28 protein-coding genes are annotated in these 26,262 nt (G+C 65.1%); 16 read left to right on the top strand and 12 right to left on the bottom strand.

Annotated elements, in window-relative coordinates:
- The first annotated feature begins 200 nt into the window (after window positions 1–200).
- Window positions 201–1,058, top strand: a complete 858-nt coding sequence (gene lepB / locus VGH98_26185) for a signal peptidase I (protein ID HEY2379498.1) — start codon at window positions 201–203, stop codon at window positions 1,056–1,058.
- A gap of 9 nt (window positions 1,059–1,067) precedes the next feature.
- Complete coding sequence (locus VGH98_26190) at window positions 1,068–3,413, top strand: penicillin acylase family protein (GenBank protein HEY2379499.1); 2,346 nt, start codon at window positions 1,068–1,070, stop codon at window positions 3,411–3,413.
- Between the two features lie 41 nt (window positions 3,414–3,454).
- Here the strand turns inward: VGH98_26190 and VGH98_26195 are convergent, their stop codons facing one another.
- The 5 genes from VGH98_26195 to VGH98_26215 are packed head-to-tail and all read right to left on the bottom strand — an operon-like array spanning window position 3,455 to window position 7,394.
- Entirely contained in the window at window positions 3,455–3,952 is a 498-nt protein-coding gene (locus VGH98_26195) for a DUF4375 domain-containing protein (GenBank protein HEY2379500.1), read from the bottom strand.
- Between the two features lie 21 nt (window positions 3,953–3,973).
- Complete coding sequence (locus VGH98_26200) at window positions 3,974–4,603, bottom strand: DUF6624 domain-containing protein (protein ID HEY2379501.1); 630 nt, start codon at window positions 4,601–4,603, stop codon at window positions 3,974–3,976.
- A complete protein-coding gene (locus tag VGH98_26205; protein ID HEY2379502.1) occupies window positions 4,600–5,310 on the bottom strand; it encodes a hypothetical protein in 711 nt (236 codons plus the stop codon). The genes VGH98_26200 and VGH98_26205 overlap by 4 nt, the downstream gene beginning before the upstream one ends.
- A gap of 34 nt (window positions 5,311–5,344) precedes the next feature.
- Window positions 5,345–6,712 carry an ABC transporter permease subunit gene (locus VGH98_26210; GenBank protein ID HEY2379503.1) on the bottom strand — a complete coding sequence of 456 codons (1,368 nt, stop codon included), beginning with the start codon at window positions 6,710–6,712 and terminating at the stop codon, window positions 5,345–5,347.
- Window positions 6,699–7,394 carry an ABC transporter ATP-binding protein gene (locus VGH98_26215; GenBank protein ID HEY2379504.1) on the bottom strand — a complete coding sequence of 232 codons (696 nt, stop codon included), beginning with the start codon at window positions 7,392–7,394 and terminating at the stop codon, window positions 6,699–6,701. Before VGH98_26215 ends, VGH98_26210 begins: the two co-directional genes overlap by 14 nt.
- A gap of 184 nt (window positions 7,395–7,578) precedes the next feature.
- Here VGH98_26215 and VGH98_26220 point away from each other — a divergent pair, with 184 nt between their 5' ends.
- From VGH98_26220 to VGH98_26260, 9 genes are all read left to right on the top strand, one after another.
- Window positions 7,579–9,852 (top strand): S9 family peptidase, encoded by a 2,274-nt coding sequence (locus VGH98_26220; protein HEY2379505.1) that lies wholly within the window; start codon window positions 7,579–7,581, stop codon window positions 9,850–9,852.
- 57 nt (window positions 9,853–9,909) lie between these two features.
- Complete coding sequence (locus VGH98_26225; protein ID HEY2379506.1) at window positions 9,910–10,995, top strand: SRPBCC family protein; 1,086 nt, start codon at window positions 9,910–9,912, stop codon at window positions 10,993–10,995.
- 123 nt (window positions 10,996–11,118) lie between these two features.
- Window positions 11,119–11,622: a hypothetical protein gene (locus VGH98_26230; GenBank protein ID HEY2379507.1), complete on the top strand. Its 504-nt coding sequence runs from the start codon at window positions 11,119–11,121 to the stop codon at window positions 11,620–11,622.
- Window positions 11,623–11,762: 140 nt separating this feature from the next.
- A complete protein-coding gene (locus tag VGH98_26235) occupies window positions 11,763–13,082 on the top strand; it encodes an APC family permease (GenBank protein ID HEY2379508.1) in 1,320 nt (439 codons plus the stop codon).
- A 94-nt stretch (window positions 13,083–13,176) separates the two neighbouring features.
- Entirely contained in the window at window positions 13,177–13,557 is a 381-nt protein-coding gene (locus VGH98_26240) for a co-chaperone GroES family protein (protein HEY2379509.1), read from the top strand.
- Window positions 13,558–13,650: 93 nt separating this feature from the next.
- The gene (locus tag VGH98_26245; protein HEY2379510.1) at window positions 13,651–14,088 is read left to right on the top strand and encodes a BrxA/BrxB family bacilliredoxin; all 438 of its coding nucleotides are present in this window, start codon (window positions 13,651–13,653) and stop codon (window positions 14,086–14,088) included.
- A 204-nt stretch (window positions 14,089–14,292) separates the two neighbouring features.
- Window positions 14,293–15,537 (top strand): C40 family peptidase, encoded by a 1,245-nt coding sequence (locus VGH98_26250; GenBank protein ID HEY2379511.1) that lies wholly within the window; start codon window positions 14,293–14,295, stop codon window positions 15,535–15,537.
- 72 nt (window positions 15,538–15,609) lie between these two features.
- The gene (locus tag VGH98_26255) at window positions 15,610–15,948 is read left to right on the top strand and encodes a PilZ domain-containing protein (protein ID HEY2379512.1); all 339 of its coding nucleotides are present in this window, start codon (window positions 15,610–15,612) and stop codon (window positions 15,946–15,948) included.
- Window positions 15,945–16,379, top strand: a complete 435-nt coding sequence (locus VGH98_26260; GenBank protein ID HEY2379513.1) for a GNAT family N-acetyltransferase — start codon at window positions 15,945–15,947, stop codon at window positions 16,377–16,379. Before VGH98_26255 ends, VGH98_26260 begins: the two co-directional genes overlap by 4 nt.
- A 61-nt stretch (window positions 16,380–16,440) precedes the next feature.
- Here VGH98_26260 and VGH98_26265 read toward each other — a convergent pair whose 3' ends face one another.
- The 4 genes from VGH98_26265 to VGH98_26280 all read right to left on the bottom strand — a co-directional run bounded on the left by VGH98_26265 (window position 16,441) and on the right by VGH98_26280 (window position 19,303).
- Complete coding sequence (locus tag VGH98_26265) at window positions 16,441–16,860, bottom strand: hypothetical protein (GenBank protein ID HEY2379514.1); 420 nt, start codon at window positions 16,858–16,860, stop codon at window positions 16,441–16,443.
- Window positions 16,861–17,037: 177 nt separating this feature from the next.
- A complete protein-coding gene (locus VGH98_26270) occupies window positions 17,038–17,691 on the bottom strand; it encodes a response regulator transcription factor (protein HEY2379515.1) in 654 nt (217 codons plus the stop codon).
- Window positions 17,688–18,323 (bottom strand): trypsin-like peptidase domain-containing protein, encoded by a 636-nt coding sequence (locus tag VGH98_26275; protein ID HEY2379516.1) that lies wholly within the window; start codon window positions 18,321–18,323, stop codon window positions 17,688–17,690. The genes VGH98_26270 and VGH98_26275 overlap by 4 nt, the downstream gene beginning before the upstream one ends.
- The gene (locus VGH98_26280) at window positions 18,320–19,303 is read right to left on the bottom strand and encodes a trypsin-like peptidase domain-containing protein (protein HEY2379517.1); all 984 of its coding nucleotides are present in this window, start codon (window positions 19,301–19,303) and stop codon (window positions 18,320–18,322) included. The genes VGH98_26275 and VGH98_26280 overlap by 4 nt, the downstream gene beginning before the upstream one ends.
- 136 nt (window positions 19,304–19,439) lie before the next feature.
- On the opposite strand from VGH98_26280, the gene VGH98_26285 reads away from it, so the two are divergent.
- Window positions 19,440–19,979, top strand: coding sequence for a DinB family protein (locus tag VGH98_26285; GenBank protein ID HEY2379518.1), 540 nt, complete (start codon window positions 19,440–19,442; stop codon window positions 19,977–19,979).
- 9 nt (window positions 19,980–19,988) lie between these two features.
- Here VGH98_26285 and VGH98_26290 read toward each other — a convergent pair whose 3' ends face one another.
- Window positions 19,989–22,616, bottom strand: a complete 2,628-nt coding sequence (locus tag VGH98_26290) for an ADOP family duplicated permease (GenBank protein ID HEY2379519.1) — start codon at window positions 22,614–22,616, stop codon at window positions 19,989–19,991.
- Window positions 22,616–22,951 carry a PadR family transcriptional regulator gene (locus tag VGH98_26295; GenBank protein HEY2379520.1) on the bottom strand — a complete coding sequence of 112 codons (336 nt, stop codon included), beginning with the start codon at window positions 22,949–22,951 and terminating at the stop codon, window positions 22,616–22,618. The genes VGH98_26290 and VGH98_26295 overlap by 1 nt, the downstream gene beginning before the upstream one ends.
- Window positions 22,952–23,121: 170 nt before the next feature.
- Between VGH98_26295 and VGH98_26300 the strand changes: the two genes are divergently transcribed.
- From VGH98_26300 to VGH98_26315, 4 genes are all read left to right on the top strand, one after another.
- Window positions 23,122–23,823, top strand: a complete 702-nt coding sequence (locus VGH98_26300; GenBank protein ID HEY2379521.1) for a site-2 protease family protein — start codon at window positions 23,122–23,124, stop codon at window positions 23,821–23,823.
- A gap of 4 nt (window positions 23,824–23,827) precedes the next feature.
- Entirely contained in the window at window positions 23,828–24,457 is a 630-nt protein-coding gene (locus VGH98_26305; protein ID HEY2379522.1) for a TonB family protein, read from the top strand.
- 83 nt (window positions 24,458–24,540) lie between these two features.
- Window positions 24,541–25,038 (top strand): DinB family protein, encoded by a 498-nt coding sequence (locus VGH98_26310; GenBank protein ID HEY2379523.1) that lies wholly within the window; start codon window positions 24,541–24,543, stop codon window positions 25,036–25,038.
- 89 nt (window positions 25,039–25,127) lie between these two features.
- On the top strand, window positions 25,128–25,349 hold the full coding sequence (locus tag VGH98_26315) for a hypothetical protein (GenBank protein ID HEY2379524.1): 222 nt from the start codon (window positions 25,128–25,130) through the stop codon (window positions 25,347–25,349).
- A gap of 559 nt (window positions 25,350–25,908) precedes the next feature.
- Here VGH98_26315 and VGH98_26320 read toward each other — a convergent pair.
- A partial coding sequence (locus VGH98_26320) for a hypothetical protein (GenBank protein HEY2379525.1) occupies window positions 25,909–26,262 on the bottom strand: 354 nt, incomplete at its 5' end.

Below are 26,262 nucleotides of genomic sequence, written 5' to 3' on the forward strand. Positions count from 1 at the left end.
GGTTTCGCTGCGCGCCCCTCTGCATTCACCGCTCGCTGACGCTCGCTCGAAGCTTATCTGGAGTCGCGCGCGCGCTGCGCGCGCTCCCGCTCCTCTCGCGTGATTGGGCACATGAACATCGGCAACGCCGACTGCGTACGATGAATAGATTTCGTTAGCACCTAGCACCTAGCACCTGCCACCAATCACCAAGCACTGCGTTGTCGTCGCCCTCCACTAAGAACCGGCAGCAGAAGAAGAACGTCGTCGCTCAGGCGCGTGGTAACAAAGCGCCGCGGCCCGCTCCCGGCGCGAGTCGACGTGCGGCATGGGAGACGTTCAAATCCATCGCCGGCGCCGTCGCGATCTATCTCGTCATCCGCACGCTGTTCGTCGAGGCGTATCGCATTCCGTCGGGCTCGATGATCCCGACGCTGCTCGTCGGCGATTGGCTCTTCGTCAACAAGCTCGTCTACGGGCCGACGATCCCATTCACGAATTCACATCTGCCCGGGTACGCGCATCCGAAGCGCAGCGACGTCGTCGTGTTCGTGTCTCCTTATCAGCCGGACGAAGACGCACGCGGCAACGATCCGACGCCGACGCTCGTCAAGCGGCTCGTCGGTATGCCGGGTGACACGCTCTACATGCGTGGCGGACTGCTCTATCGCAACGGATTGCCCCAGCCACAGGGTTTTGCCGCGTCGAAGAATTACGTCGATCCCTCTGCCGCAAACGCCTCCGACGAATTGTTCGCGTGGCAGCACAAGTACGAGCTGAAGAAGACACGCTTCGGTTCCGCGCCCGAGGTGCCCACGCACGACAACTGGGGTCCGCTGCTGATACCGGCCGCACACTACTTCATGATGGGCGACAATCGGTACTGCTCGAAGGACAGTCGGTACTGGGGTCTCGTGCCGACCGACAACGTGAGAGGGAAGCCGCTGATCGTGTACTACTCGTATCGCCCGGGGCAGAGCGAAGGTGATTCGCAGGTCTGCAATCCGGACACGAGCGATCGTCCGCTTCCGGCCCTCACCGACATTCGCTGGAAACGCATCGGGGATCGAGTGCGATAGATTCGTGGCGTGAGATTCCCTCTCGTCACGATCGCGGCCCTGGCCGTCACTGCCTTTGCCCGTGACTCAGCCCGGGCGCAACCCGACCGCCTGACGACGCTGCCGCCGAGCAGCGTCTACGTACACCTCTCGACGAGCGCGTTGCGCGACTCCGCGCGCGCCCGACTCGCGACGCTGGATGGCCGCGTGCGCCTAACGGGCCTCGACGACAGCGTCGAGGTGCGGCGAGATCGCTGGGGCGTGCCGCACATCTACGCGCGCACGGCGCACGACCTCTTCTTCGCGCAGGGCTACGTCGCGGCGCAGGATCGGCTCTTCCAGATGGAGATCTGGCGACGCGCGGGTGAGGGACGTCTCGCCGAGGTGCTCGGTCCCTCATACGTGACGCGCGACCGACTCGCGCGGCTCTTCAAGTATCGCGGCGACATGACCGCCGAATGGAGCAGCTACGGTCCGGATACGCGCCCGCTCGTTACGTCCTTCGTCAGTGGCGTGAACGCCTACATCGACGAAGTCCGCGCCCATCCCGCGAAGCTTCCGATCGAGTTCTCCTTACTGGGCTTCCTTCCAGAACGTTGGTCCCCGGAAGTTCCGCTGACGCGCGTCACGTCGCTGAGCGGCGTCGCTAACGGCACGAGTGAGCTGCTGCACGCGCGACTGGTCGCGCTGGTCGGCGTGAAGCGCGCGAACGAGCTGCTCGATACGTATCCGCATCACGATCTCGATCCCGCGCCCGAACTGGACCTCACCGGACTGGATCAGAGCGTACTCGGCGGAATGGGGCAGGTTTACACGGATGTCGCCTTCAGCCGCATCGAAGGCTCGAACAACTGGGTGGTGAGCGGAAAGAAAACGGCGAGCGGGAAGCCGATCCTCGCGAACGATCCACACCGGGCGATCACGAATCCCGGCGTACGATACATCACACATCTCGTCGCGCCTGGCTGGAACGTCATCGGTTCGGGAGAACCCGCCAGCCCTGGCGTCGCCATCGGGCATAACGAGCGCATCGCGTTCGGTCTCACGATCGTTGGCATGGATCAGCAGGACATCTATGTCGAAGAGACGAGTTCGACGACGGGGATGCATCTCGTCATCGACACTATCCGAGTACGGGGCGAGGCGCCGCGGGTCGTGACGCTGTCGTACAGCAAGCACGGGCCGGTGCTGAGCGTCGACAAGGAGCGTAGCCGCGCAATCGTCGTGCGGATGGTGGGGCAGGAGCCCGGCACCGCGGCGTATCTCGCATCGCTCGCCCTCGATCGCGCGACCGATTGGACGAGCTTCCAGCAAGCGATGGCACGCTGGAAGATGCCTGACGAGAACATGATCTACGCCGACGTCGACGGGAACATCGGTTGGATCGCCGCTGGCTTGATGCCGAAGCGCAGCTGGTCGGGCCTGTTGCCGGTTCCGGGCGACGGCCGCTACGAGTGGAGCGGCTTCGTGCCGGTGACGCAGCTTCCGCAGCGCTACAATCCATCGAGCGGGTATATCGCGACGGCGAACGACAACACCCTTGGCTACATGCCGGCGGGTTACGACACGCCCATCAGTTACGAGTTTCCTCATCCGTCGTATCGTGGCGAGCGACTGCACGAAGTGCTGCGCGACAGCGCCCACTTCACGATCGAGGACTTCGAGCGGCTGCAGCATGACGACCTCTCGCTGCTCGCGCGCCAGCTCGTGCCGTCGATGATCGCGTCGGCGACGCGCGGCGGCGCCGGCGGCCGGCCGGAGGTGAGTGCGCTGAAAGACTGGGACTTCCACATGTCCAGGGACGCGCACGCGCCCCTGGTCTTCGAGGCGTGGTCGACGGAGCTCGCGCGGCTCGTCGCCAGCGCCCTCTATCCGCGCGACGTCGTCGCCGCGCTGCGCAATCGGGTCGCATGGTCAGTCGTGGACAGCATGCTTCGCGCGGGTGGCCGCGGCGACGCGCTCGCCATTGCCGCGCTCGATTCCGCCGCGGCCACGCTCGAGCAGCGGCTGGGGCCTAACGAGGCAACGGCGCGGTGGGGAGCGCTCCATGTCGTCGAGCTCAGGCACCCCATCGTACCGGCATTCGATCTCCCGCCGCTGGCGCGCAGTGGCGACGCCAACACCGTGATGGCGACGGGCGGCGCCAACTTCCGGCAGACGGCCGGCGCCTCGTACCGCGAGATCATCGACCTGGGGAACTTCGACAATTCGGTGGCGATCAACGTCCCCGGACAGTCGGCGCAGCCGGAAAGTCCGCACTACGCGGATCTGCTGCCGTTATGGGGACGCGGCGAGTACTTCCCGCTCGTCTACTCGCGCGCACGCGTGGTGGCGGAGACCCGGCATCTGCTGACGCTCGAGCCGATTCATCGTTAGCGCTTCCGGCGAGCATCGAGGTGATCGATAGCTCCAATCGCTCAGGCCTCGAACACGTCCGGCCGCTCAACGGCCAGAACTGCCCACGCGTGATAGATCCGGTCGCCTAACGCGTAGTAGCGCTGGTCGATCTCGCGCAGTGCCTCGTGGGCGGGTGACTCCGCGAGGGTCTCGGGATCATCGGCCTCGAAGGAGCCGAGTTGATCGCGATCGATCTCGAACGTAGCAATCGCCGATCTCATGATCGCGGCATACTCCTCGATGGCGAGCAGCTCGTAGCCAGCGAGGGCGTCACCGGCATACTGACCGGACGAGTTGAAGAAATACTGATGGAATCCCCCGGCGTTGACCTCGGCGTCGACGAGCCAGGTCGTGTAGATCGCGCGAACGCCTGCCGGAAGCGAGCGGATGATGGGTGCCTCGCGTCCCCAGGCCCCCGCGACGCGATGATGGACGTGCTGCACGATCGCGTCGCTCACCTCGTCGGCCGAGAGGGAAGCGAGCAGCTCTGGCGTCAGGTGCCGAAAGCGGTCATCCATGCGGGGCGCGACGCGCGAACGTCAGCGCATCGTGCACATCGCCAGACGCAACGGCGGCAGGCCCGCTGCGTCGCGGCGCATGTCGACGTGCGCGGAGTCTTCGATCGGCGCCGGCACAAGATGACCACCGACGTCGCGGAGTTGTGAGCCGTAGAGCTGTTTGCGACCCGACTGCATTCGGACGCGATCTTCGAGCACCGCGACGTCTGCCGCGAGCGCTTCGTCCGGACCCGACTCCATCATGCGATGCAGCACCGTGCGCTGAAGTGCCGTGTCGCCCTGCGCGATGACCCAGACGGAGCGCACCCCCGCAGCTCCGACCACGTCGCGCACCGGCCACTTCGAGCCGCGTGTTGCGGCGAGCGAGCGGAGTCGCGCCACGATCAGGGTGTCGGCGACTGTTCTTGGGCTGCCTTCGTTCTGAACGCCGAGCTCCACGGCCAAGGGCCGCGAGGCGTCGACGCCGGCGCTCGCGAGAAGCGCGTTGCGAAAGGCGTCATCCGACCAATCGCGCTTGGCGTCGGAGAGCCAGGCGCGCTGCCGAGTAAACCATTCCGCGGTCGTGTCCGGTGCGGCACAACGTTGTGCGCCGGCCGCGCTCGACAAGAACACGACGACGAGCGAACCGATCACTGCCTGACGAGGGATCATTTCGTGGCCGGAGTGACGGTAAAGTCGGCGAACTCGGACATGCTATCTGTCTTCGACCAGAGTCCGACCTTGCCTGACACCGGTGCCTTGAGCGTGTAGTCGAGTAGATGCTTACCGTCGAGGAATCCCTCGAGCCGAGTGCCATGCACCGCGATCTTGATCTCGTGCCACGTGCCGAGCTCGAGGGGCACGTTTTCCGTGCCGCGCTTCACGAAGCTCCGCTTCCCATTGTCGAACGTCCACAAAACGAGGTTGTCTTCGGTGCCGTTGAAGCGTACGGCGAGGTAATCGCCGTTAGGCTTGAGATCGAACATGATCCCGGAGCAGCGGTCGAGCGTGCCGCCGATCATCTGGAATCGCACCGAGATCTCACCATTCTCGAAGTTGTCGACGTCCTTTGCGACGGCGATCGGGAAATAGGCGAACGCCTTCACGTTGTCCATGAACTCCTCATGCCGGGCACCATAGATGGCCCGCGCATTGTCGGCGAGACCGCCAGCGGGCTGGCCCCTCTTCCAGGCGCGTCCGTCGACAAGGATCACCTTCTGATCGCCTTCTCGAGTGACGAGCCAGCTCCCGACCATCGGCAGGAACTTCGTTGGCTCGGCGTTCACCTTCTCACGGGAAAGGTCGACACGTACTGGTTGCTGCGCGAATACGGCGGCAAGGGGTGCCATGAGCAAACCAATAACAAGGCGAGGAATCATCGAGAGTGGCCCGGTAGTTGAAAAGAGGACGCGATCATCCGCGTCCTGCCTTTTTCGGTGCAGGAAGCTGCGGTGTCCGTCGTGTGAGTAGCCAGATGCCGACCACGAGGCACGGCCAGATCAGGTAGAAAATGATCGCCGCCGCGACGGGCCGCGCAACCAGAGGATATCCCGAGTACGCAGCCTCCGGGTCATTCGTTGGCGGCGTTATGCCCGCGACGCCGTATACCGTCTCGAGGACGATCTGTTCCGTCGTCGATCGTGTCATCGCCTGGCGTCCATTGATCGCGTACCACACTTCCCCATAGTGCTCCCCCGGACGCGCGAAGAGTCCACTGCTCCCCCTCCCCGTGGCGGCGTAATCGACGTCGACACGAGGAAGGGTGCGACCCAGCTTCCGAAGAACGCCTCGCTCCAGATCCGCCAGCCGCGGATCCTCGGGCGCGAGGTAGACGGTGACATGGAGCGGAGCGGGAATCGACGACAGCGCGCGCTCGTCGGCCGGCGAGAAGGAGTTGCGGTGGTCTTCGCTCACGTCCCAGCTCGTGCGCGGCTGAGCAGCGAGCCAGACGAGCAACGACGCCGCTACGACCACCATGGCGCTCGTCGCGACGCGCGTTCGTAGTCGCCGGCCGGGATGCAGCCAGATGATCCCGAGTAGGAGACACGCAATCGAGAGAGTCACCGTGACGAGGACGATCGCGACGCGAATCTCGCCCGTCTCGAACGTGCGGAGCGCGGATTCCGGCGTGTACGCATCGAGCATTAGCGCGAGGCCGCCGCGGACCTGTGCGATGAAATCCAACGCCCAAGTTCCGAGCGTGACGGCCAGCGTGACCACGGCGGCGGTGGCGGCATTGTCGGTGAACGAGGCCGCCGCAATTGCCAGCGAGCAAATGAGCGTCGCGCGAAGCACGTGGCCGAGCAACACACCCGCGAGCTCGGGCGCGGCGAGGTGCCCGCCGTAGAAGTGCCAGAGCACGAGAGCGGCGATGCCCGGTACCCACGCCACGACCCAGGCCACGACGAGCAGCATCAACTTCACAACGAGCATCGTGCCTAACGACGCGGGCGACTGGAGCAGCAGCTTCAGCGAGCCGTTCTGTTTCTCGGACGAGACGAGCCGGATCGCGACGAAGGGAAAGAGCAACGTCACGGCAATCGCGTATGCGCCAAAGGTCGGCACGATGATCCCGTCGAGAGGACTCAAGCCTTGAGCGAGCGCCGCCGGTCCGCCGCCCGAGCCGCTCGCCTCCGCGTAGCTGTCCACGGCGGTAATGAAGGCGTGCCCGACGAGTGGGCCGAGGACGAGGAGCAAGACGATCCATGCGCGCGAGCTTGCCAGCTCGCGGCGCTCCTTGCCGAACAGCCGCCGCCATTTCGCGGCGTTAGGTGAGCGCAAGAAAAACCTCTTCGACGTCGGCGTCCGGGAGGCCGGCGCGGTCGCGCAGCTCGTCGAGCGTTCCCTCGCCGGCGACGCGTCCGTCACTCAGGAGCACCAGCCGATCGCAGACGCGCGCGGCGTCGCCTAGCTGGTGGATCGAGAGCAGTAGCGACCGTCCGGTTGCGGTGAAGTGACGGAGCAGAGGAACGGCTTCACGCGTCTGTCGCAGATCGAGACCATCGAATGGCTCGTCGAGCAGCACGAGCGGCTGCGGAGTGAGAAGAGCGAGCGCGATGAGCATTCGCTTACGCTGCCCTTTGGAGAGGGTTCCGACACGCTGCCGCTCCAGTGACGCCAGATCGAGCAGCCGCGCCATCTCCGCGACCTCGTTCCGCGAACAGCCCTGCAACCCGGCCGAGAATCGCAGCACCCAGCCCACGGTCTGTTCCGGCCATGGGACGATGCCGTCGGGCATGTAGAAGAGCAGGTCGCGCCGGCGATGCGGAACGAGCGGATCATCGGGACGGACGTGACCGCCATCGAGCGACAGCAGTCCCGCAAGACATTCGAGCAGCGTCGTTTTTCCGGATCCATTCGGGCCGACGAGGCCGAGCACTTCGCCGGCGCGCACGGAGAAGCTCGCGCCGCGCAGCGCCCAGAAGTGCCCGTACCGCTTGGCCAGCCCATGAACGTTCAGCATCGACGACGGTCAGGCCTTCCGCGAGCATGGATGAGCGCGAAGTTTAGGCGTCGCGTTTGCTCGCCGGCAGTGCGCTGGAGCACTGGTGTCGATCTCCCCGTCGTGGTTTCCTCGCGTCGGCTGTATAGCATTGTCATCCTGAGCGAAGCGAAGGATGACAGATGACCCAAACGAACTCCTCCACATGCGATTGAAGACTGCTCTGGTCGTAACGATCGTCGCGAGCGGCCATCTCTTGGCGCAGGCCGGCGACGCGAGTCGCCTAACGCTGCAACGCATCTTCGCCTCGCGCGATTTCTTTGGCCAGCGATTCGGACCCGCGCGCTGGCTGGCGTCCGGGGACGCGTACACCACGCTCGAGCTCGCGGTGGGCGGCGGAACGGACATCGTGCGCTATGACGCGGCGAGCGGCACGCGAACGGTCCTTGTCCCAGCGGGGCGACTCATTCCCGCCGGCGCATCGGACGCGATCGACATCGAGGATTATTCCTGGTCGCCGGACGGCAAGAAGCTCCTCGTGTTCACAAACTCTCAACGCGTCTGGCGCGAGAACACCCGCGGCGACTTCTGGGTCCTCGATCTCGGCACGTGGCGGCTGCGCAAGCTCGGCGGTGACGCCAAGCCATCGACGCTCATGTTCGCGAAGTTCTCACCGGACGGGAATCGCGTCGGTTACGTCCGCGAACACGACCTCTACGTCGAGCAGCTCAACGCCGCGAAGCCGACGATCACTCGCCTGACGAAGGATGGCTCGCCGACGCGCATCAACGGCACCTTCGATTGGGTGTACGAGGAAGAGTTCTCGCTCCGCGACGGATTCCGGTGGAGTCCCGACGGAACCCACATCGCCTACTGGCAGCTCGACGTCGACGGCGTGCGCGACTACGATCTCATCGACGATACCGACTCGCTCTATTCGTACGTGGTCCCCGTGCAGTACCCGAAGGCGGGAACGACGAATTCCGCGGCGCGTGTCGGAATCGTCAGCGCCGTGGGCGGTCCGACGAAGTGGCTCGCGATTACCGGTGATTCGCGGAACAACTACATCGCGCGGATGGACTGGGCCGGTCAGTCCTCGGACATCGTGCTCCAGCACCTGAACCGGCTTCAGAATACACTCACCCTCTACGACGGGGACGCGCGCACCGGCGCGGTGAAGCCGATCGTCGTCGAGCGCGACAGTACCTGGGTCGACGTCGTGAACGACCTGGGCTGGATCGAGGGCGCGAAGAGCTTCACTTGGGTGAGTGAGCGAAGTGGCTGGCGACACCTCTACGTCGTCTCGCGCGACGGCAAGTCGATCCGCGACGTAACGCCCGGCAACTTCGACATCGTCAATCCCGCGTACCTCTTCGGCGATCCGATCGTGCTCGGCACGGACGATCGATCGGGAACCGTCTACTTCACGGCGTCACCGGACAACCCGACGCAACTCTATCTCTATCGCGCGTCCCTCGACGGACGCGCCGCGCCGGCGCGCGTGACCCCCGCGAATGAACCGGGCACGCACTCGTACGACATCGCGCCGGGCGGGAAGTGGGCGATCCACAGTTGGTCGTCCTTCTCGACCCCGCCGGTGGCGGAGCTCGTTAGGCTGCCGAGCCACGAAGTCGTGCGGACGCTCGTCGATAACGCGGAATTGCGTGCGCGCGTCGCAGCGCTGACGCATGGGCCGATGGAGTTCTTCCGCGTTCGCGGCGCGGGCGGCGCCGACGCCTATGATCTGGACGGCTGGATGATCAAGCCGCCGGGATTCGATTCGACGAAGAAGTATCCCGTGCTCTTCTACGTCTATGGCGAGCCGGCCGGCCAGACCGTGCAGGACGCCTGGGGCGGCGCGCAGTATCTCTGGCATCTGATGCTCGCGCAGGACGGCTACATCGTCGCGAGCGTCGACAATCGCGGGACGCCGCCGCCACGCGGACGCGCGTGGCGCAAGTCGATCTATCGCAAGATTGGAATCCTCGCGACGGCAGACCAGACGGCCGCCGTGCGCGAGCTCGAGCGCCGACCGTACATCGATGCGTCGCGCATTGGCGTGTGGGGATGGAGCGGCGGCGGTTCGATGACGTTGAACCTGCTCTTTCGATCGCCGGACGTGTATCGCATGGGAATGTCGGTCGCGCCGGTGACGGACCTGCACTACTACGACACGATCTATACCGAGCGTTATATGGGACTGCCGCAGGCGAACGCGGAGGACTACCGTCAGGCATCGCCGGTGACGTTCGCGAGTGCCCTGCGCGGTGATCTCCTGCTCGTGCACGGCTCGGGCGACGACAACGTGCACTATCAGAACAGCGAGTCCCTCGTGAACGCGCTCGTGAGCGCGAACAAGCCGTTTCAGTTGATGGTCTATCCGAATCGGACCCACTGCATCTGCGAGCGACAGGGGACGACAATGCACCTCTACTCTCTCCTCACCAAATATTTGCACGACCACTTGCCATCGAACTAAACGTCTCGACGTCGCGATCACGGTTACGCGCCTGATCAGTCTCAGTACCGACCTCAAATGCCCCTGATCTTTCCTTTCGAGCCGAACATTGCTCGGGCTTCGACGATTCCGGCTCGTCTCTACAACGACCCTGTATATCTCGAGCTCGAGCGCGAGCGCGTCTTCGCGCACACGTGGCAGCTCGTCGGACGCGTGGATCAGGTGGCGGAGAGCGGGCAGTATTTCACGGCCGAAATCGGGAACGACGCCATCGTCGTTCTGCGAGATAGGGAGACCCTGCGGGGTTTCTACAACATCTGCCTGCATCGCGCCGGACCGGTCGCCTATGGCTGCGGCAAGCGTCAGACGCTGCAGTGCAAGTATCACGGCTGGACGTACACTCTCGACGGCACCCTGCTTCGTGCGCCCGAGATGGAAGGCGTCGAGTACTTCACGCCTAACGACATGCACCTGCTGCCGGTGCAGGTCGCGACCTGGGGGCCGCTGGTATTCGCGAATCTCGACGGCAAGGCGCCGCCGTTGGCCGACGTCCTCGAGGACATCCCGAGTCGCGTTGCCGCCTTTCGGTGCGCGGAGATGCGCTATGTGCTCCGCAAGGAGTGGGACCTCGCGTGCAACTGGAAGGTCTACGTCGACAACTATCTCGAGGGATATCACTTACCGGTCGTGCATCCGGGACTTCACAAGGAGCTCGATTACGACCAGTACAAGGTCGAACCGCACCGCTACTTCTCGATCCAGCACGCGCCGCTGCGGCCCGTGCACGGCGGCGCCGGCAACCGGCGCTACGACCCTAACGAGACCGATGTGCCGGAGGCGGTCTACCTCTGGCTCTTTCCCAACATCATGTTGAACGTCTACATGGGGCAGATGCAGACGAACGTCGTCGTGCCCGTCTCGCACGACCACACCAAGGTGATCTTCGAGTGGTTCGCGACCGACGTCCCGGAGAACCCTGTCGCCGACGCCAAGTGGTCGCGGCTCCTCGAGTTCTCCGACGAGATTCAGGCGGAAGACATCGAGATCTGCGAGGTGGTGCAGCGCAATCTGAGGTCTCGGGTCTACGACCGGGGCCGTTACTCAGCGGCCCGCGAAAATGGCGTTCACCATTTCCATTCACTGCTGCACGAATTTCTTACCTGAACCCGGACAAGTTGCCATCGTTGGAGCCAATCGTTTGAACAGAGGCAGTCGACAACTGGCTATCTTGCACCTAGATCTAGTGTTGGGACCTAACAAGTAGCTCGCCGCCTTTTCCTTCCGGCCGTGTCTTTCTTCCCGCGCCAGACAATCGAGTGGCACATCGAGGAGCCGCGCGCCTTCCGCCGGCTCTCGCTGTCGCTCGTCGAAATGGCGCTCGTGACCGGGGTGCTGCTGCACGTCTATCGCTCGTACGTGCTCACCCACCGGGCGAACGGATGGCTCTTTTTCGGCGGATCCCTCGCGTTCGGCGTGCTCTTTCTGCTGTTCATGATGACCGCCCACCTCGCGAACTTTCCCATTCAGAGGTGGGCGTGGCGGGCTCCCTTGTTTGCGCTCATTGAATGCGCGGGGGAGATGGCGACGAGTCTCCTCCTGATCTGGGTGGGCAGGGAACCCCTCGGCTCCGCGCGCGCCGAGTGGCACGACTGGCCCGCGATGGCCATCGGCACGCTGGCGACGCGTGGTTCGCTGCTGCTGCTCTGGGCACTGCTGCTCGCCGGCATCGTCCAAGTCGTGCGCCGAGTCATGGCCGGCGCAGTCGAGGAGGAGAGAGAGGCTCGGGTGTGAAAGGTTGGTAGTGGTTGGTTGTTGGTGGTCGGTAGCTGGTGATTTCGGAGTCCCGCGAGCAGGGCTCGCGGGCTATTCTTTTGCCCGCCAATACCGCCATCAACCACCAACTATTAACCACCTTTCACCAACCGCCACGGATGTCCCGTCTTCTCAGCATCCTCGGCGTCACGTTCGGGCTCGCGGTCGCCATCGGCAACACGATTGGCGCGGGCATTCTGCGGACGCCCGGCGACGTCGCGTCGATGCTGCACACTCCCTGGCTCTTCCTCGGCGTCTGGATCGTCGGCGCGTGCTACGCGCTCCTCGGCGCGAATGCGCTCGCCGAGCTCGGGACGATGCTGCCGCGATCGGGAGCGCAGTACGTGTACGCGCGCCACGCCTTTGGCGATTACGCGGGCTTCGTCGTCGGGTGGAACGATTGGATCTCCACCTGCGCCAGCACGGCGGCGATCTCGATCGTGATCGGTGAGTCGTTGGCGGCGGTCATTCCGGGAATGGCGGCGCGCGCCGTACCGCTCGCGTTGGCGACGGTCGTCGTGTTCACCGCGCTGTTGTTGCGCAGCACCAGGATCGGCGGACGCTCTCAGGAGCTGACAAGCCTCTTCAAGACGCTCGCGTTGTTCGTCTTCATCGGGGCTTGTTTCATTTTCGGCGGGCCGGCGGCCGCGGTGCGCGCGCCTAACGCGACGACCGCCGCGACGACGTCGACGTTCGTTGGATTCGTGCTCAGCGCGCAGGCGGTGATCTATACCTACGATGGTTGGAGTGGTCCACTCTATTTTTCGGAAGAATTACGCGACCCGGGACGCCAGATTCCGCGCTCAATGTTCGGTTCGTTGCTCGTCGTCGGCGCGATTTACATGCTGGTCAACCTCGCGTTCCTGTACGTGCTTCCGGTGAGCGCGATGGCCGGCTCGACGCTCGCCGCGGCGCGCGTCGCGCAGACGATCTTCGGTCCACGCGGCGACACGATCGTTCGACTGGTCGTGATCCTCGCGCTGCCAAGCGCGGTCAATGCGTGTTTGCTCATGGCGTCGCGCGTGCTGTTCGGCGTCGCGCGCGACGGGCTCGGTCCGCGCGCGGCGACTCAGGTCAACGAGGGCGGGACACCGACCGTCGCGCTGATCGCGAGCGCGATCGTGAGCGTGCTCTTCATCGCGACCGGTGGATTCAACCGAGCGATCGCGATCGCGGCGTTCTTCTTCGTTGCCGACTACGCGCTGTCGTTCCTCGCCGTGTTCGTGCTTCGCCGGCGCGAGCCGAATGCGCCGCGGCCGTACCGTGCCATCGGCCATCCGTGGACCACGGGCGTCGTCCTCATCGGCTCGATCGCCTTCCTCGTGAGCGCCGTCGCCGCGGATCACGAGAATTCGCTCTGGGCCGTGGGACTGCTTGTAATTAGCTACCCTGCCTTCCGCTTCACGCGCCTTCATACGGCTCAAGGGGCTGGAGTTTAGGGCCGAGGGCGGAGGGCCGAGGGTTGTTGCCCCCTAGCCCCTATGACCTAGACCCTGGCCCCTAGACCCTAGTCCCCGCTTGTATCTTCTCCCCATGCGCCATAACAACAAAGAACTCCTGGTCGTCGGCGACCGTGTCCTCGTTCGACTCGAAGAGGGCGAGGAGCGCACGAATGTCGGTCTCTATCTGCCGCCGACGGCGGTCGACAACCAGGCAGTCCAGGGCGGTACGATCGTCGCCACCGGTCCAGGGCTGCCAATGCCGAGCCCGGATTCGAACGTCGACGAGCCTTGGCGCGTGACGTCGCGCGAGACGCGTTTCGTGCCGATGCAAGCACGCAAGGGCGACTACGCCCTGTTTTTCCGCAAGGCGGCGGTCGAGATCACGTTCGAGGGCGATCGATATCTCGTCGTTCCGCAGGCGGCTATCCTGGCGTTGGTGAGGGACGAGCTGGAAGATCTGATGAGGAGCTAGGAGCTAGGGAAGTAGGGGCTAGCGTCCGAATCCTCCAGCCCCTAGCCACTAGTCCCTTCGTATCACTTTCCCTAACGAGGTTTTAGTGCCGTTATGCGTCTTCCTCAGCATCAAGCGATTTACGACGAACGCATGGTCTCTCCCATGCGGCAGGAGTTGACCCGAATTGGGTTTCAGGAGCTGCGCACGCCCGATCAGGTCGACGGCGCGCTCAAGGACGCACCGGGCACGACGCTCGTCGTCGTGAACTCGATTTGCGGGTGCGCGGCGCGTAATGCGCGGCCGGCGGTGACGCTCGCGCTGAAGAACGAGGCCAAGCCGGAGAAGCTCACGACGGTATTCGCGGGACAGGACGTCGACGCGACGCAACGTGCGCGCGAGTACTTCACCGGCTATCCACCATCGTCGCCGTCGATCGGTTTGCTCAAGGACGGCCAGCTCGTGTACATGCTCGAGCGCTGGCAAATCGAGGGACGGCCCGCGCAGGACATCGCGGAGGATCTGGTGGGGGCATTCGAGAAGTTCTGCTGATCGGTAAGAGCGCTAGACGGACGGCACTAGAATCGGATTCGTCCCCGCTATTCGACACGCTTCTGTCACGACTGCGGGACAACCAGGCCGGCTATGTTGTCCGCATATCTCGCATAACTGCTGATTCGTACAGCAGTTGACATCGACGTCGAATCTCGGCAGCAGGTGTGCTTTCCATCGGAGTCATCCCAGGTGGAGGCACCCATGCGCTCTGGTGTTGTCGCAGGACGTGTATCGCCCCGTATTCCGAACGCAGTGGCTCTTGCTGTCGCCGCCGCGATCGCAACGCTGTTGATCCTCACGACACCGGCGCGTGCTCGAGCGCAGGCCGAGTGGAATCTCGGCCCATTCCTCGACTACGCGTCGATTCACGGCGGGCACCCCGCGTCGGCCGGCCTTCAGACAGGAGTGCTCGTCGGTCCGATCGGGCTTCGCGTGAGCGGCTTCAGTGCGCTCGACCAGCCGTACTCGTCGAGTACGACGTCGACGGACCTGCCGCGGTGGGGCGGCGACGCCGATCTCATGTTCATCTTCGACTTTGCGTCGCGCGGCAGCCGTGGCGGTGGCATCGCGCCGTATGTGTTCGCCGGAGCGGGACTCGGCGTCCGCAACCAGACGGCGTCATTCTACAACGCCAGCAGTTACAACTCTACTAATCTCGAAGGTGGCTGGAGCTATGGCGGCGGGCTCCTGCTGCCAATCGGCAGCACGCTCGAGGCGATGGGCGAGATCCGGGCGCGCCCATCGGGATTCTTCAACGTGACGCCGAGCACTCGGCCGACATATACGGAGTTCAGGGTCGGCCTGTCGCTGAGGCTCGGGACGGCGTTCGGTGGCTCGCGATATCGGGCGTCGCCTAACGTGGCACCCTCGCCGCCTCGACCTCGGCGAAACCAATCGGACGATGCGGTTCGCATCATCCTCGGCGGTGTGAGCGAAGCGGGAGGCGCGGTTGCGCCTCCCGCTTCGGTTGCACGGGTCATCCCCACCGCGGAACGCTATCTGGGAACGCCATATCGCTACGGCGGAACGTCGCCCGTGACCGGCTTCGACTGCTCCGGATTCGTTCAGTACGTGTTCGCACGCAACGCCGTGCGTCTCCCGCGGACGTCGCGTCAACAGGCAAAGGTCGGCGTCGCGCTTCGGCGCAACTGGAAGTCCCTTTCGGCAGGCGACCTCGTGATGTTCGCCGAACGGGGCGAGCCGATCAGCCACGTCGCCATTTACGCGGGGCACGATCGCATCATTCACGCATCTGCGAGCGGCGGCGAGGTGCGGTACGACGATCTGAGTACGCGCCGCGGCCAGTGGTTCGTCCAGCACATGGTCGCCGCACGTCGCGTCACGCCCGATGCGCGCGGGTTGATGCTCGATCTGGTGAAGATGCTCGATGCGAAGACGCTTCTGGATACGGCGCTCGATATCGGGGACCTCGCGCCACGGCCGTAGGTTTTGGCGCCCGCGTCACTCGACTCTGGCCCGCTCTGGCGCACTGCACCATTCATGGCTACGGTCTAAGCCATGTCATACGCGGAGCGACGTGGCTTCGAGCGCGTCGAGTACGCGCCGGGCACCGGCGATCGTCCGGTCTTCCTGAGCGCCGGCGATGCGTTCGAGATCGTGGACTGCGCCGAACGCGGGATACGCTACGTCGCGGAGCAGCAGGTGCTGCCGGCGGTCGGGAGTGAGGTACGTGGCACCGTGCGCTTTCCCGATGGGCCCGAGGTCCCGGTCGAAGGAGTGGTCGTCCGCGCCGCGGGCGACGGCGTCGCCGTGAACTTCACTCAGCTCTGGATCGACAAGGAAGTGATCGAGCGTGAGCGCCGTCGGGTCCGCGGGGCGGGACACGTCGCGCAGTGACGCGCGTTGTCGTCCGCGGGGCGACGCTTGCCGACGTCACCGTGCTCGCGCCGCTCCTGGGCGAGCTCGGCTACCCAGCAAGCGCGGCGGAGCTCGAGCCCCGGGTGCGACGCATGCTCGCGCGAGACGATCAGAGGATACTCATCGCCGAGAGCGGCAACGAGGCCCTGGGCCTCCTCGCGCTCCACGTCTTCCCGACGCTCACCTATGACCGCGATCTTGCGCTGATCATGGCGCTCGTCGTCATGGAGAGTGCTCGCGGCCTGGGCATCGGTCGCCAGCTCATCGATCGCGCCGAGGCGATCGCAAAATCGTTAGGCGCGGCGCGCCTCATGGTCACGACCCACGTTCGCCGCTCCGACGCGCACGCGTTCTACGAACGGCTGGGATTCGAGTTCACCGGACGGCGATACGTGAGGCCGATCCGGTAAGGGCGCACTTGCGAGAGGCGCGACTGATTGCCGTCAATCAGTCGCGCCTTTTTCGTATTCTCTAATGTCCGCCCCCGCCGGGCTTTCCGCCTCCGCCGCCACCGGAACCGCCGCCGCCGGGTTTTCCGCCTCCACCGCCACCGCCGCCGCCCATTCCGCCGCCACCCGGTTTGCCGCCGCCACCGCCGCCACCCGGTTTGCCGCCGCCGCCACCGCCGCCACCCTGGCCACCGCCACCGCCGGGCATGCCTCCGCCGCCGCCACCGGGCCGATTACCTCCGCCTCCCTGACCGCCACCGCCCTGACCACCACCGCCCATGCCGCCGCCTCCACCGGGACGTCCACCACCAGATCCACCACCACCACCCCCGCCCATTCCTCCGCCGCCAGAGCCTCCGCCTCCACCACCCTTACCTCCACCCTGTCCGCCACCCATACCGCCCATGCCCTGATCCTGATCGGTGCTGTTCTTGTCCGCCATGCGGGTACCCTCACCTGTCGGCAAGCGACGTCGTGCGCGCGAACGGAAGTGTCCGCGGCTCGTGTGTTCAGCTTAGCGCAGCCGCAGCGCGTATGCCAAGGTGTAGCACCAAAGTCGAATGGCGCGCAGGTGCGTGCGGTTGTACAAGGTCCGTGCGAGCGAGCACAGCAAGAGCGTTTACAGCACGATCAATCCGCGTCGCGCGCCGATCATGACGGCCTCGGCGCGAGTCGAAGCGCGGATTTTAGCAAACACTGATCCGACGTGAAACTTCACCGTGTGCTCGGAGATCGCGAGTCGCGCCGCGATCTGCTTGTTGCCGAGGCCTTCCGCAATCAAGCGCAGCACCTCGATCTCGCGCGGCGTCAGCGCTTCGGCGCCGTTCGGCGAGCCTCGGTCGACGTTCGGCGCAGCGCGGAGCGCGCCGCTCCATTCGTGCGCCACGACGACCAACCCAGCCGCCGCCGCTGTCACGGCGGCGACGATCTCGTTCGCGCCGGCGTCGCGCGGCAAAACTGCTCGCACACCGCTTCGTAACAGCTCCCACACGTGCGCGAGATCTCGCTCGTCGGAGAGCACGACGAGCGCCGGCGACGGTCGTGCCACGTCGTCCGCGTCGAGGCCAATCGCGTGCATGACCGCCAGGGCATCGTCATCGGCGCCCGGCAACTCGACGAGGACGACGTCGGGCTCGTGCTCGGCGACGGCGTCGCCGAGCGCGTCAAGCGCGCCGCTGCCGCCAACGACGGTGAACGCGGGATCGCGCGCGAGGATGGCCTCGAGCCCGGCCCGCGTTACCGCGGAGTCGGCACCGACGAGAACCCGCGTCACGGCGTGGCGTCCAACGCCTCGCGCGCGAACCGCTCGGCGACGTGAGCGGGAACGGCGATCCCGAGCCCGCGCGCGATCATGCAGTTGATGCCGACGACGGCGCCATCCAGCGTCGCGAGCGGCCCACCGGAATTGCCCGGCGCGAGCCGGATGTCGGCACGAAGCCAGGCGTCTTTACCGTTAGGCACCGCGTGCACGACGCCGACGCTGAGCGCGCCGGCGACGCCGAAGGGATGACCCAGGGCGACGACGAGCTCACCGACGCGCAGGCCGCGCGCATCGCCGACCGTCGCCGGCGACGGCCAGTCGTCAGGCAGTGCGTCGAGCGCGACGAGCGCAAGATCCAGCTCGCGATCACGTGCGATGACCGTTGCGCCGGCAACGCGTCCGGCCGCGCCTTCGATGGTGACGTCGTCGCCACGGCCCGGCGGAACGACGTGTGCGTTGGTGACGACCGCGACGCGGTCGCCCGTTAGGCGCCAGACCACGCCGGCACCGACGCCGTCGAAGCGCCCGCGACCCGAATGGATGCGAACCGTGCTGTGACGTAGTCGCGCCGCCAGCGACTCGAGCTCGCCGGCGATATCGCGGTGTCCGGCCGCCGTGATGGCGGCGACGGCAGCGGCGCTCATGACCCGCGTCCCCTTCGCCTGACGTCGCTCGACGCCTGGCGTTCGCCCACCGTCACCTTCACGGTATGTCGCTCACCGCCGCGCACGATGCTCAGCGCGAGCTCCGATCCAACGTGCTCACCGCCCAGTTGCTCGGCAATGTCTTGTGGCTCCGCAACCGGCCGTCCAGCGGCGGAGAGGATGACGTCACCCACGAGGAGACCGGCACGATCGGCGGGGCTATCGCTCTCGACCATCACCACGAGCACTCCGTGCGGCGCATCGCTGACGCCGAGTCGCTCGGCGAGCGATCGCGTTAGGCGCGCCGGTTGCATCGCCACGCCGAGATAGGCGCGTGCGACGTGGCCGCGCGTCAACAACGCGTCGACGACGCGCGAGACCGTGGTGTGCGGAATCGTGAGTGGCGTGCCGCGCGCGAGCGCCGAACAGTTGACGCCGAGGATGCTGCCGTCGGCGTCGACGAGCGCGCCGCCGGAGAAGCCGTCGTAGATCGCGAGGTCGAGCCTGACGAAGCGATCGATCTCGCCGCCGCTCCACGTCCGCCACTTGTCGCCGACGGCACTGATGACGCCGAGGCTGGTCGTGACGCCCTCGTCGCCGGGCCGGCCGACGGCGAGCACGAAACTGCCGACACGGAGTGAGTGGTTAGGTGACAGACCGGCGGCGGCAACCGCGCTCGTCGCGGGAGTGGTGTCGAAGCGCAATACGGCGAGGTCTGTTCCGCCGTCGCGGCCGACGAGCTGCGCTTGCGCTCGCGAGCCGTCGGGGAGGGTGATCGAGATGTCCTGTTCCTTGCGAATCGTGTGACTCGTCGCGACGACGACGCCGTCGCGCCAATAGATCCCGCTCGCGGGAATGCGCGGCCGCGCGTGGATCGCGACGACGCTTCGTCCGGCGCGCTCGACCGCGGCGGCGAGATCGTCGGACAGGGCACGCAGTGCCGAGCTGGATGTGCGGGTCCCGGGTGAGCCTGAAGGCATTGCTGACTCCTGTGAAGTTCTATTGCGTAGGATCATCGCCGTCATGAGGAAATTGCATCGCCTGTTCAGGGGGGGACCTGGCAGAATGGGCAGGTGTACGAAGGCGATCGCTCTTCTAACCCTTGGCTCGTCCAACATGCATCCGCGCACGCACGAGCTCCTGCTTCACCTCGACTCCCAACACCAGCGGCTCCGTCGCGCCGTCGAGGACGTACCTCGCAACAAGCGCGAGGTGAAGCCAACTCCGGAACGATGGTCGGTCGCGGAGGTGCTCGAGCATCTCTCGATCGTCGAGACGCGCATCGAACGTGTCTTCACCGCAAAGCTCACCGAGGCGCGTGCGGCGGGATTGGGTCAGGAGCGCGATGCGTCGCCGGTGATTGGGACGATCGACATGGACCGGCTGCTCGATCGCACGCGTCGCATTAGCGCGTCAGCGGCGGCGTTGCCATCGGGGAAGCTCGACGCCGAGGCCGCGTGGGCGGCGCACGAGCGCGCGCGCGACGCCCTGTGTAACTCCGTCCGCAGCGCCGATGGTCTCGCGCTGGGCGACGTCGTGCATCCGCATCCCGTGCTCGGCCCGATCAATCTGTATCAGTGGATCGCGTTCGTCGGCGGCCACGAAGCGCGCCACGCGGCGCAGGTCATGGAGCTGCGCGATCTGCTGCTAGCCTGAGCGAAGCGGCTATTCCGTTCGCAGCGCCTCCAGGGGATCAACTGTCCCGGCTCGACGCGACGGCACGTACGCGGCGAAGATCGTCGATAAGAACACCAGCCCGACAGCGCCGAGGAAGGCGACGGGCTCGAAGGTCTCGAGCCTGACGATGTTCGCCGCGAAAAGCTGCGCGACGCCGAGCGCCAACACCGTCCCGAGCGTGAGCCCCGTCGCGGCGAGGCGAATCGATTGGCCCATGACGAGTCCTACGACGGTCGACGGACTGGCGCCTAATGCCACGCGAATGCCGAGCTCCTTGCGGCGCTGCGCGACGACGTAGGACAACACGCCGTAGACGCCTGTCAGCGTGAGGAGGAGTGCGATCGCGCCGAGCGCGCCCGCAATCCAGTACGCGGCGCGGAAGGGATAGACGCCGCTTGCCATGAAGGCGTCGAGCGTGTGAATGTCTTCGATCGCATCGGGCGCGAGCTGCGAAACCTCGGCGTCGATCCGCCGCATCGTCCGCTCGGTCCGACCGGACACGCGAAGGAGCAGCGCCATGCCGCTCTCGCGCGCGTTGCTCGGGAAATACGCGATCGGCGAGTCGAACGGATCGATGATCGTGCCGAGTGCGACGTTAGGCACCACGCCGATGACCAGCGCGTCGCGTCGTGTGACGAGCGGGCCGCGCGCCGCGGTATCGAGAGCAAGACGCAATGTTTGCCCGATCGGATCGCGGCCTGGCCAGAAAGCGCGCGCGGTACCCTCGCTCACGATGACGACGGGGCTGCCGCTGCGCGCCTCGTCGCTCGTAAATCCGCGACCGCGGAGGATCGGAACGGCGAGCAGGTCGAAGTACGACGGTGTGACGAAATCGTAGAAGGTGGGCGCGGTGAAGGCGCCCGGGGCGCCAGCCACGACGGCCGGAAATCGCCGGCCGAACGGTGGATCGGTCGCGGCCGCGAGCAGGCGCACATCCGGGCGTGTGCGCAGAAGATCGAGCAGCCGTGGCCGCGCACCCGGCCGATCCTCGACGTCGAGCCTAACGATACCAGCCGTGCGGATCCCGATGTCGAGCCGCTGCAGGCGTGCCACGTTCCGGAGCAGCAGTCCGGCGCAGATCAGGAGGAGCACACAGACGGTGATCTGGGCGACGACGAGCGCATTGCGCAGACGCGACGGGCGGAAATCGGTGTCGAAGTCGCCGCGCGTCGCCTGCAAGACGTTCGGTCGCGTCGATTGCAGCGCCGGCGCGAGGCCGAAGAAGACGGCGGCGGCGAGCGCAGCGGCGAGCATGAAGAAAAAGACGCGCGCATCCGGCGTCAGCGGCACGACGCGCATGTACGGGACGATCTCCGCCGACATCGTCCGGAACATCAGCCGGACCCCGCCGTCGATCGTGAGGCGCGAGATGGCGAATCCCGCCGCCGCAGCGGGCAGCGCGAGCAGCACCGCCTCGGTGAGGAGCTGCGCAATCAATCGGGAACGCGCAGCACCCAACGACAACCGAATGCCGAGCTCGCGCTGTCGTGCCATGCCGCGGGCCAGCATCATGTTCGCGACGTTCGCGCAGGCGATGAGGAGAACGAGAACGAACGCTGCCGCGATCGGCGCGAAGAACATCGCGAACTCCGGAGAGAGCGGGATGCCCGTTGCTCGTGAGAGAAACTCCGCCGCAACCGGCGCATCGCGTTCGCGCGCGTCTGGGCGGTGCGCGCGCATCCAGCTCGCCAGCCATGCTTCCGCCTGTCCGGTCGCGACGCCTGGCTTCACCCGGCCAACGACGGACAGCACCTCTGCTCGGCTGTCGGCGAGCGTGTCACCGTCGAACAGCACGTCGTTCATCGTGATTGGCGCCCAGAAGTCGAGTGGCGTGTCACCGAGCCCGCCGAAGCCCGCCGGTGCGACGCCGACGACCTGCAGGGCATGACCGCGAACGCGAATCGTCTTGCCGATGATCGACGAGTCTCCACCGAAGCGGCTTTGCCAAACAGCGTGGCTCAGCATGACGACGGCGCTACCGCCAAATGCGACCGCGTCGGATGCGAGCAGCGGCCGGCCTAACGCCGCGCCGACGCCGAGCATCGAAAAGTAGTTCCCGGTGACGAGCTGGCCGTACGCGGGCGTGCTGTCGAGGCGCGTGAAGAGGAACCGGAAGGCAAGGGCGTCGTCGAGAGCCGACGCGTCCGCGCGGAGCGCCTGGTAATCGCGCCAGGTGAAGACGTGAGCGTTGCCGCCGCGGTCCTCCCAGTGCATCTGAAAGAGGGAGCTCGGATCTCTCACCGCGACAGGCCTCAACACATACGCGTCGAAGATCGTGAAGGCCGTAGTGTTCAGGCCTAACGCGAGCGCGATGGTGAGAATCACGGTGACCGAGAATCCCGGCGCGCGTCGAAACGTGCGGAGCGCATAACGAATGTCCTGATCAAGCCGCTCGAGCCAGCGGCGTCCCCAGCTGTCGCGAACTTGTTCCTTGAGTTGGGTCGTGTTGCCGAAGGCACGCCGCGCGAGGAGGGTTGCCTCGGCGTCGTTCATGCCGCTCGCGACCAGCCGCTCCATCTCGGCGGCGAGGTGATACTGGAGCTCCTCGTCGAGCTCCTCCTCCATTACGCGCATCCGAAGGAGCGCGCGGAGCCGAAGTCGAAGGCGCTCCAGCATCAGTCCGAGGCGAGGATCAAGCCTAACGCGTGCGAGAACTTCTCCCACGCGGCGCGTTCGCTCTCGAGCTGGCGGCGGCCGGCGGCGGTAAGTTGATAGAATCGCGCGCGGCGATTGTTCTCCGACGCGGCCCAATCTGCGGAGACCCAACCGCGCGCCTCGAGGCGACGGAGGGCGGGGTAGAGGGACCCGTAGTTGACGTCGAGCACGCCGCGCGAGATCGCCTGGATGGACTGCGTGAGCTGCCAGCCATTGGCGGCTCCGCCGCGAAGGAGCTTGAGGACGATCAGGTCGAGCGTGCCCTGGAGCAGATCGACCTTGCTTTGCCTGGCCACGGCAGTTCCTCTAGTCATGCAATAGGAAGCAGTCTGTCGCCTGACCTCTAGAATGTCAAGAGAAAGCCTACCTTTACTATGCGACTGAGGCTCCGCAGTATCTCAAATGCTTGCCCACTGGCTGCTCCGTCGTCAGCTTAGTGGATCCTCATCCCGCCGGTGCTGTCTCCGTGGAACACGTCGTCGACGCCATTACGTATTTCGTCGTCTTCCTTTTCTCGACCACGCTGCACGAGGCGGCGCATGCGTGGGCGGCGTTGCGTGGCGGCGACCGGACGGCGTATCACGGCGGTCAGGTGAGCCTCGATCCGCGTCCGCACATCAAGCGCGAGCCGTTCGGCATGGTCGTCCTTCCACTGTTGAGCGCCCTCGCGACGGGTTGGCCGATGGGCTACGCAAGCGCGCCGTACGATCCCAACTGGGCGCGCAAATACCCGAACCGCGCGGCGTTGATGGCGCTCGCCGGTCCAGGAGCGAATCTCCTTCTCGTGCTCCTCGCCGCGCTCGCGCTGCGCGTCGGATTCGGCGCGGGCGTGTTCTACGCGCCCGAGCGCATCCACTTCGGTCTCGTGGCGTCGTCGAACGCCGGCGCGACGTGGGAGGCCGTAAGCCGGCTGGTGAGCGTCGTCTTCTCGCTCAATCTGTTGCTCTTCGCGTTCAACTTGCTGCCTTTCTTCCCGCTCGACGGGAGTGCTGTAATCACGTTGTTGATGAATCGCGAAACAACGAAGCGCTACCAGGAATTGCTCTGGTCGACGCCGATGCTCGGCTGGATCGGCTTGTTGATCGCGTGGAAGCTGTTCGACTTCGTGTTCAACCCGGTATTCACGGCAGCGGTGAATCTTATCTATCCGGGCATCACGTACGGGTGACGAAATGAGATCGATCCTGGTCGCAGTCGTCGCGGTGTCGAGTGCACTCTCATCAGCCGGCGCACAAACGATTGCCGGCCGAGTGCTCGACAAGCAGAGCCGGAAGCCGCTGAACCGTGTCAGCATTCAGTTGGTGGCGGACACCGGCGCAGTCTCGAAGGTGCTCGCGCAAACGACGAGTGACACGAGTGGCATCTTCTACGTCGAGGCGCCGGCGGTAGGCACATATCGTCTCCTGTTCGGTGTCTCAAACGCAAGCTTGCTCTCGGCGCCGCTCGTCGTGAAGGACAGCGACGTGCAGCGCGAGTATCTCATCGACCTCGAGGCGGAGCGCTCGTACTTCGAGTTCCAGGTCGAGAAGCAGGTCGAGATGTTGCCCAATCAACCGCGTCCGAAGTATCCGCAGGCGCTGCGCGACGCCAATATCGAGGGCGAGGTGTTGGTGCAATTCGTCGTCGACTCGGCAGGCCACCCGGAGATGTGGACCTTCAAGGTGCTGCGTTCGCCGCACTACGATTTCTCGGAGTCGGTGCGGTCGGCAGTCTCACACATGCGGTTTGCCCCGGCACAGATTCAAGGGCGGAAGGTGAAACAGCTGGTGCAGATGCCGTTCGTTTTCGGTCTCAATCGCTAGCTGATCGAACGTGTACGCGATAACCCACGCATCGACGGCACTCGCGACCGAGCGTCGTTGGCCGACCTCCGTATTGTAGACAGATGGAGATCACCCGCGTCGCGCCATTTCTCGAGTATATCGACCGCGTGCACGAACGTACGCGGCGCGTGATCCTGCAGATTCCGCCGCACGATCTCGAGTGGTCGCCGGCACCTGGCAAGTTCTCGTTCGGCGACCTCACCAGGCATCTGGCGACAATCGAGCGCTACATGTACGCCGAGACGGTCCATGGACGCCGGAGCGCGTATCCGGGACACGGCCGCGACCTCGCCGACGGCTTCGAGGCGACGATCGCGTATTACGACCGCTTGCACGACGAGTCCCGCGCACTCTTCGCCGAGCTCACCGATGCTCGGCTCGCGGAGAAGTGCCGCACACCGGCGGATACACCGATCACGGTCGGGAAGTGGCTCCGCGCGATGATCGAGCACGAAGCGCATCACCGCGGGCAGATCTATCTCATGCTTGGCATGCGCGGCGTGTCGACGCCGCCCATCTATGGATTGACGTCCGAGGAAGTCAGGGCGCGCTCGGTGTGACTCTCCGCGAAAGCGACTACGTGCCAAAAGGAAAAAGAACACTGCGATACTGTCTGCACTCCGTACGGGTCTCTTCCGGATAACCGGACATGATGCGAGAGCCTGAAAATCCTGCTGCGCCATCAGCTGGCGATCGACAGCGATCCCACCAGGACGAGAGCATCCTGCCGAGCTTCCTTGCGCTCGCATTCGTTCTCCTCCTCGTGTTTCTCGGCGTATGGCTGTTCACAGCGAAGCAGAAGAACCAGGCGATACAGGACTGCTTCGCCGAGCACCGTCAGGACTGCGTCCCTCTCGACACGTCGCGGTGACCTGCCGGCCGGCGCAAGACGCATTCGCTCGTGATGCGTCCCTCATAAGCGAGCCGCTGTCGATGGCCGGAAGAAATTGCGTCTTGCGCGAAAGGCCTTCTTTTCCGCTTAGATATGTAGGGGCGAGAAGAATCGTCGGAACTGACGCGAGTTCCCGTCGAAGCGCAGCACGTTCCGATGGAACCGAAGTGATTCCGCACGAACTCGACTCTGTACCGCAGGAACCGAGACGTGTACAACCGCCTCGAACGTTCGTTTCGCTCGATCATCAGATCCGCCACTCGTCTAACGACGGCGCCATGATCGAAGTGATCGCGTACCACGAGAATTGAATCCTGTATAGAAGAGACTCTACTTCGTCCCGAAGGAACGAACATTCGTACCGGGCGAATTGATGGCTGTCCAGATGAAATCAATGGCAGTGCCGGTCGAATTGATCGGTGTCCCGACGAGAATGCAGCTCGTCCCACTCGAACTGATCGGTGTACCGAGAGAATCATTCGTCGTGCCGGAGATATGAACGGCCGTCCACCAGGAACTGACCATCGTCCAGCACGGATCAACCGCCGTCCGGAAGAGATGAGTCTCGGTCCCGACTGAAGTGACTGCGTCGCCGCAAGGATAGGAAGCTGTCCAGCACGAATCCGACGCTGTCCAGCAGAGATGCGAGGCTGTTCAGCAGAGATGCGAGGCTGTGCAGCAGGGATGCGAGGCTGTGCAGCAGGGATGCGAGGCTGTCCAGCACGAATGCGCGGCTGTGCCGCATGAATGGACACGCGTCCAGATGGCATGCACACGCGCACAGATCGCATGCAGACGTGTCCAGGGCGAATGGACGCCTGTCCAGGGTGAATGCACACGCGTCCGGATGCAATAGCGCGGCGTCCCGCTCGAATTCTCCGCCGTTCAGAGT

This window comes from Gemmatimonadaceae bacterium, assembly GCA_036496605.1.
GTDB lineage: Bacteria > Gemmatimonadota > Gemmatimonadetes > Gemmatimonadales > Gemmatimonadaceae > AG2.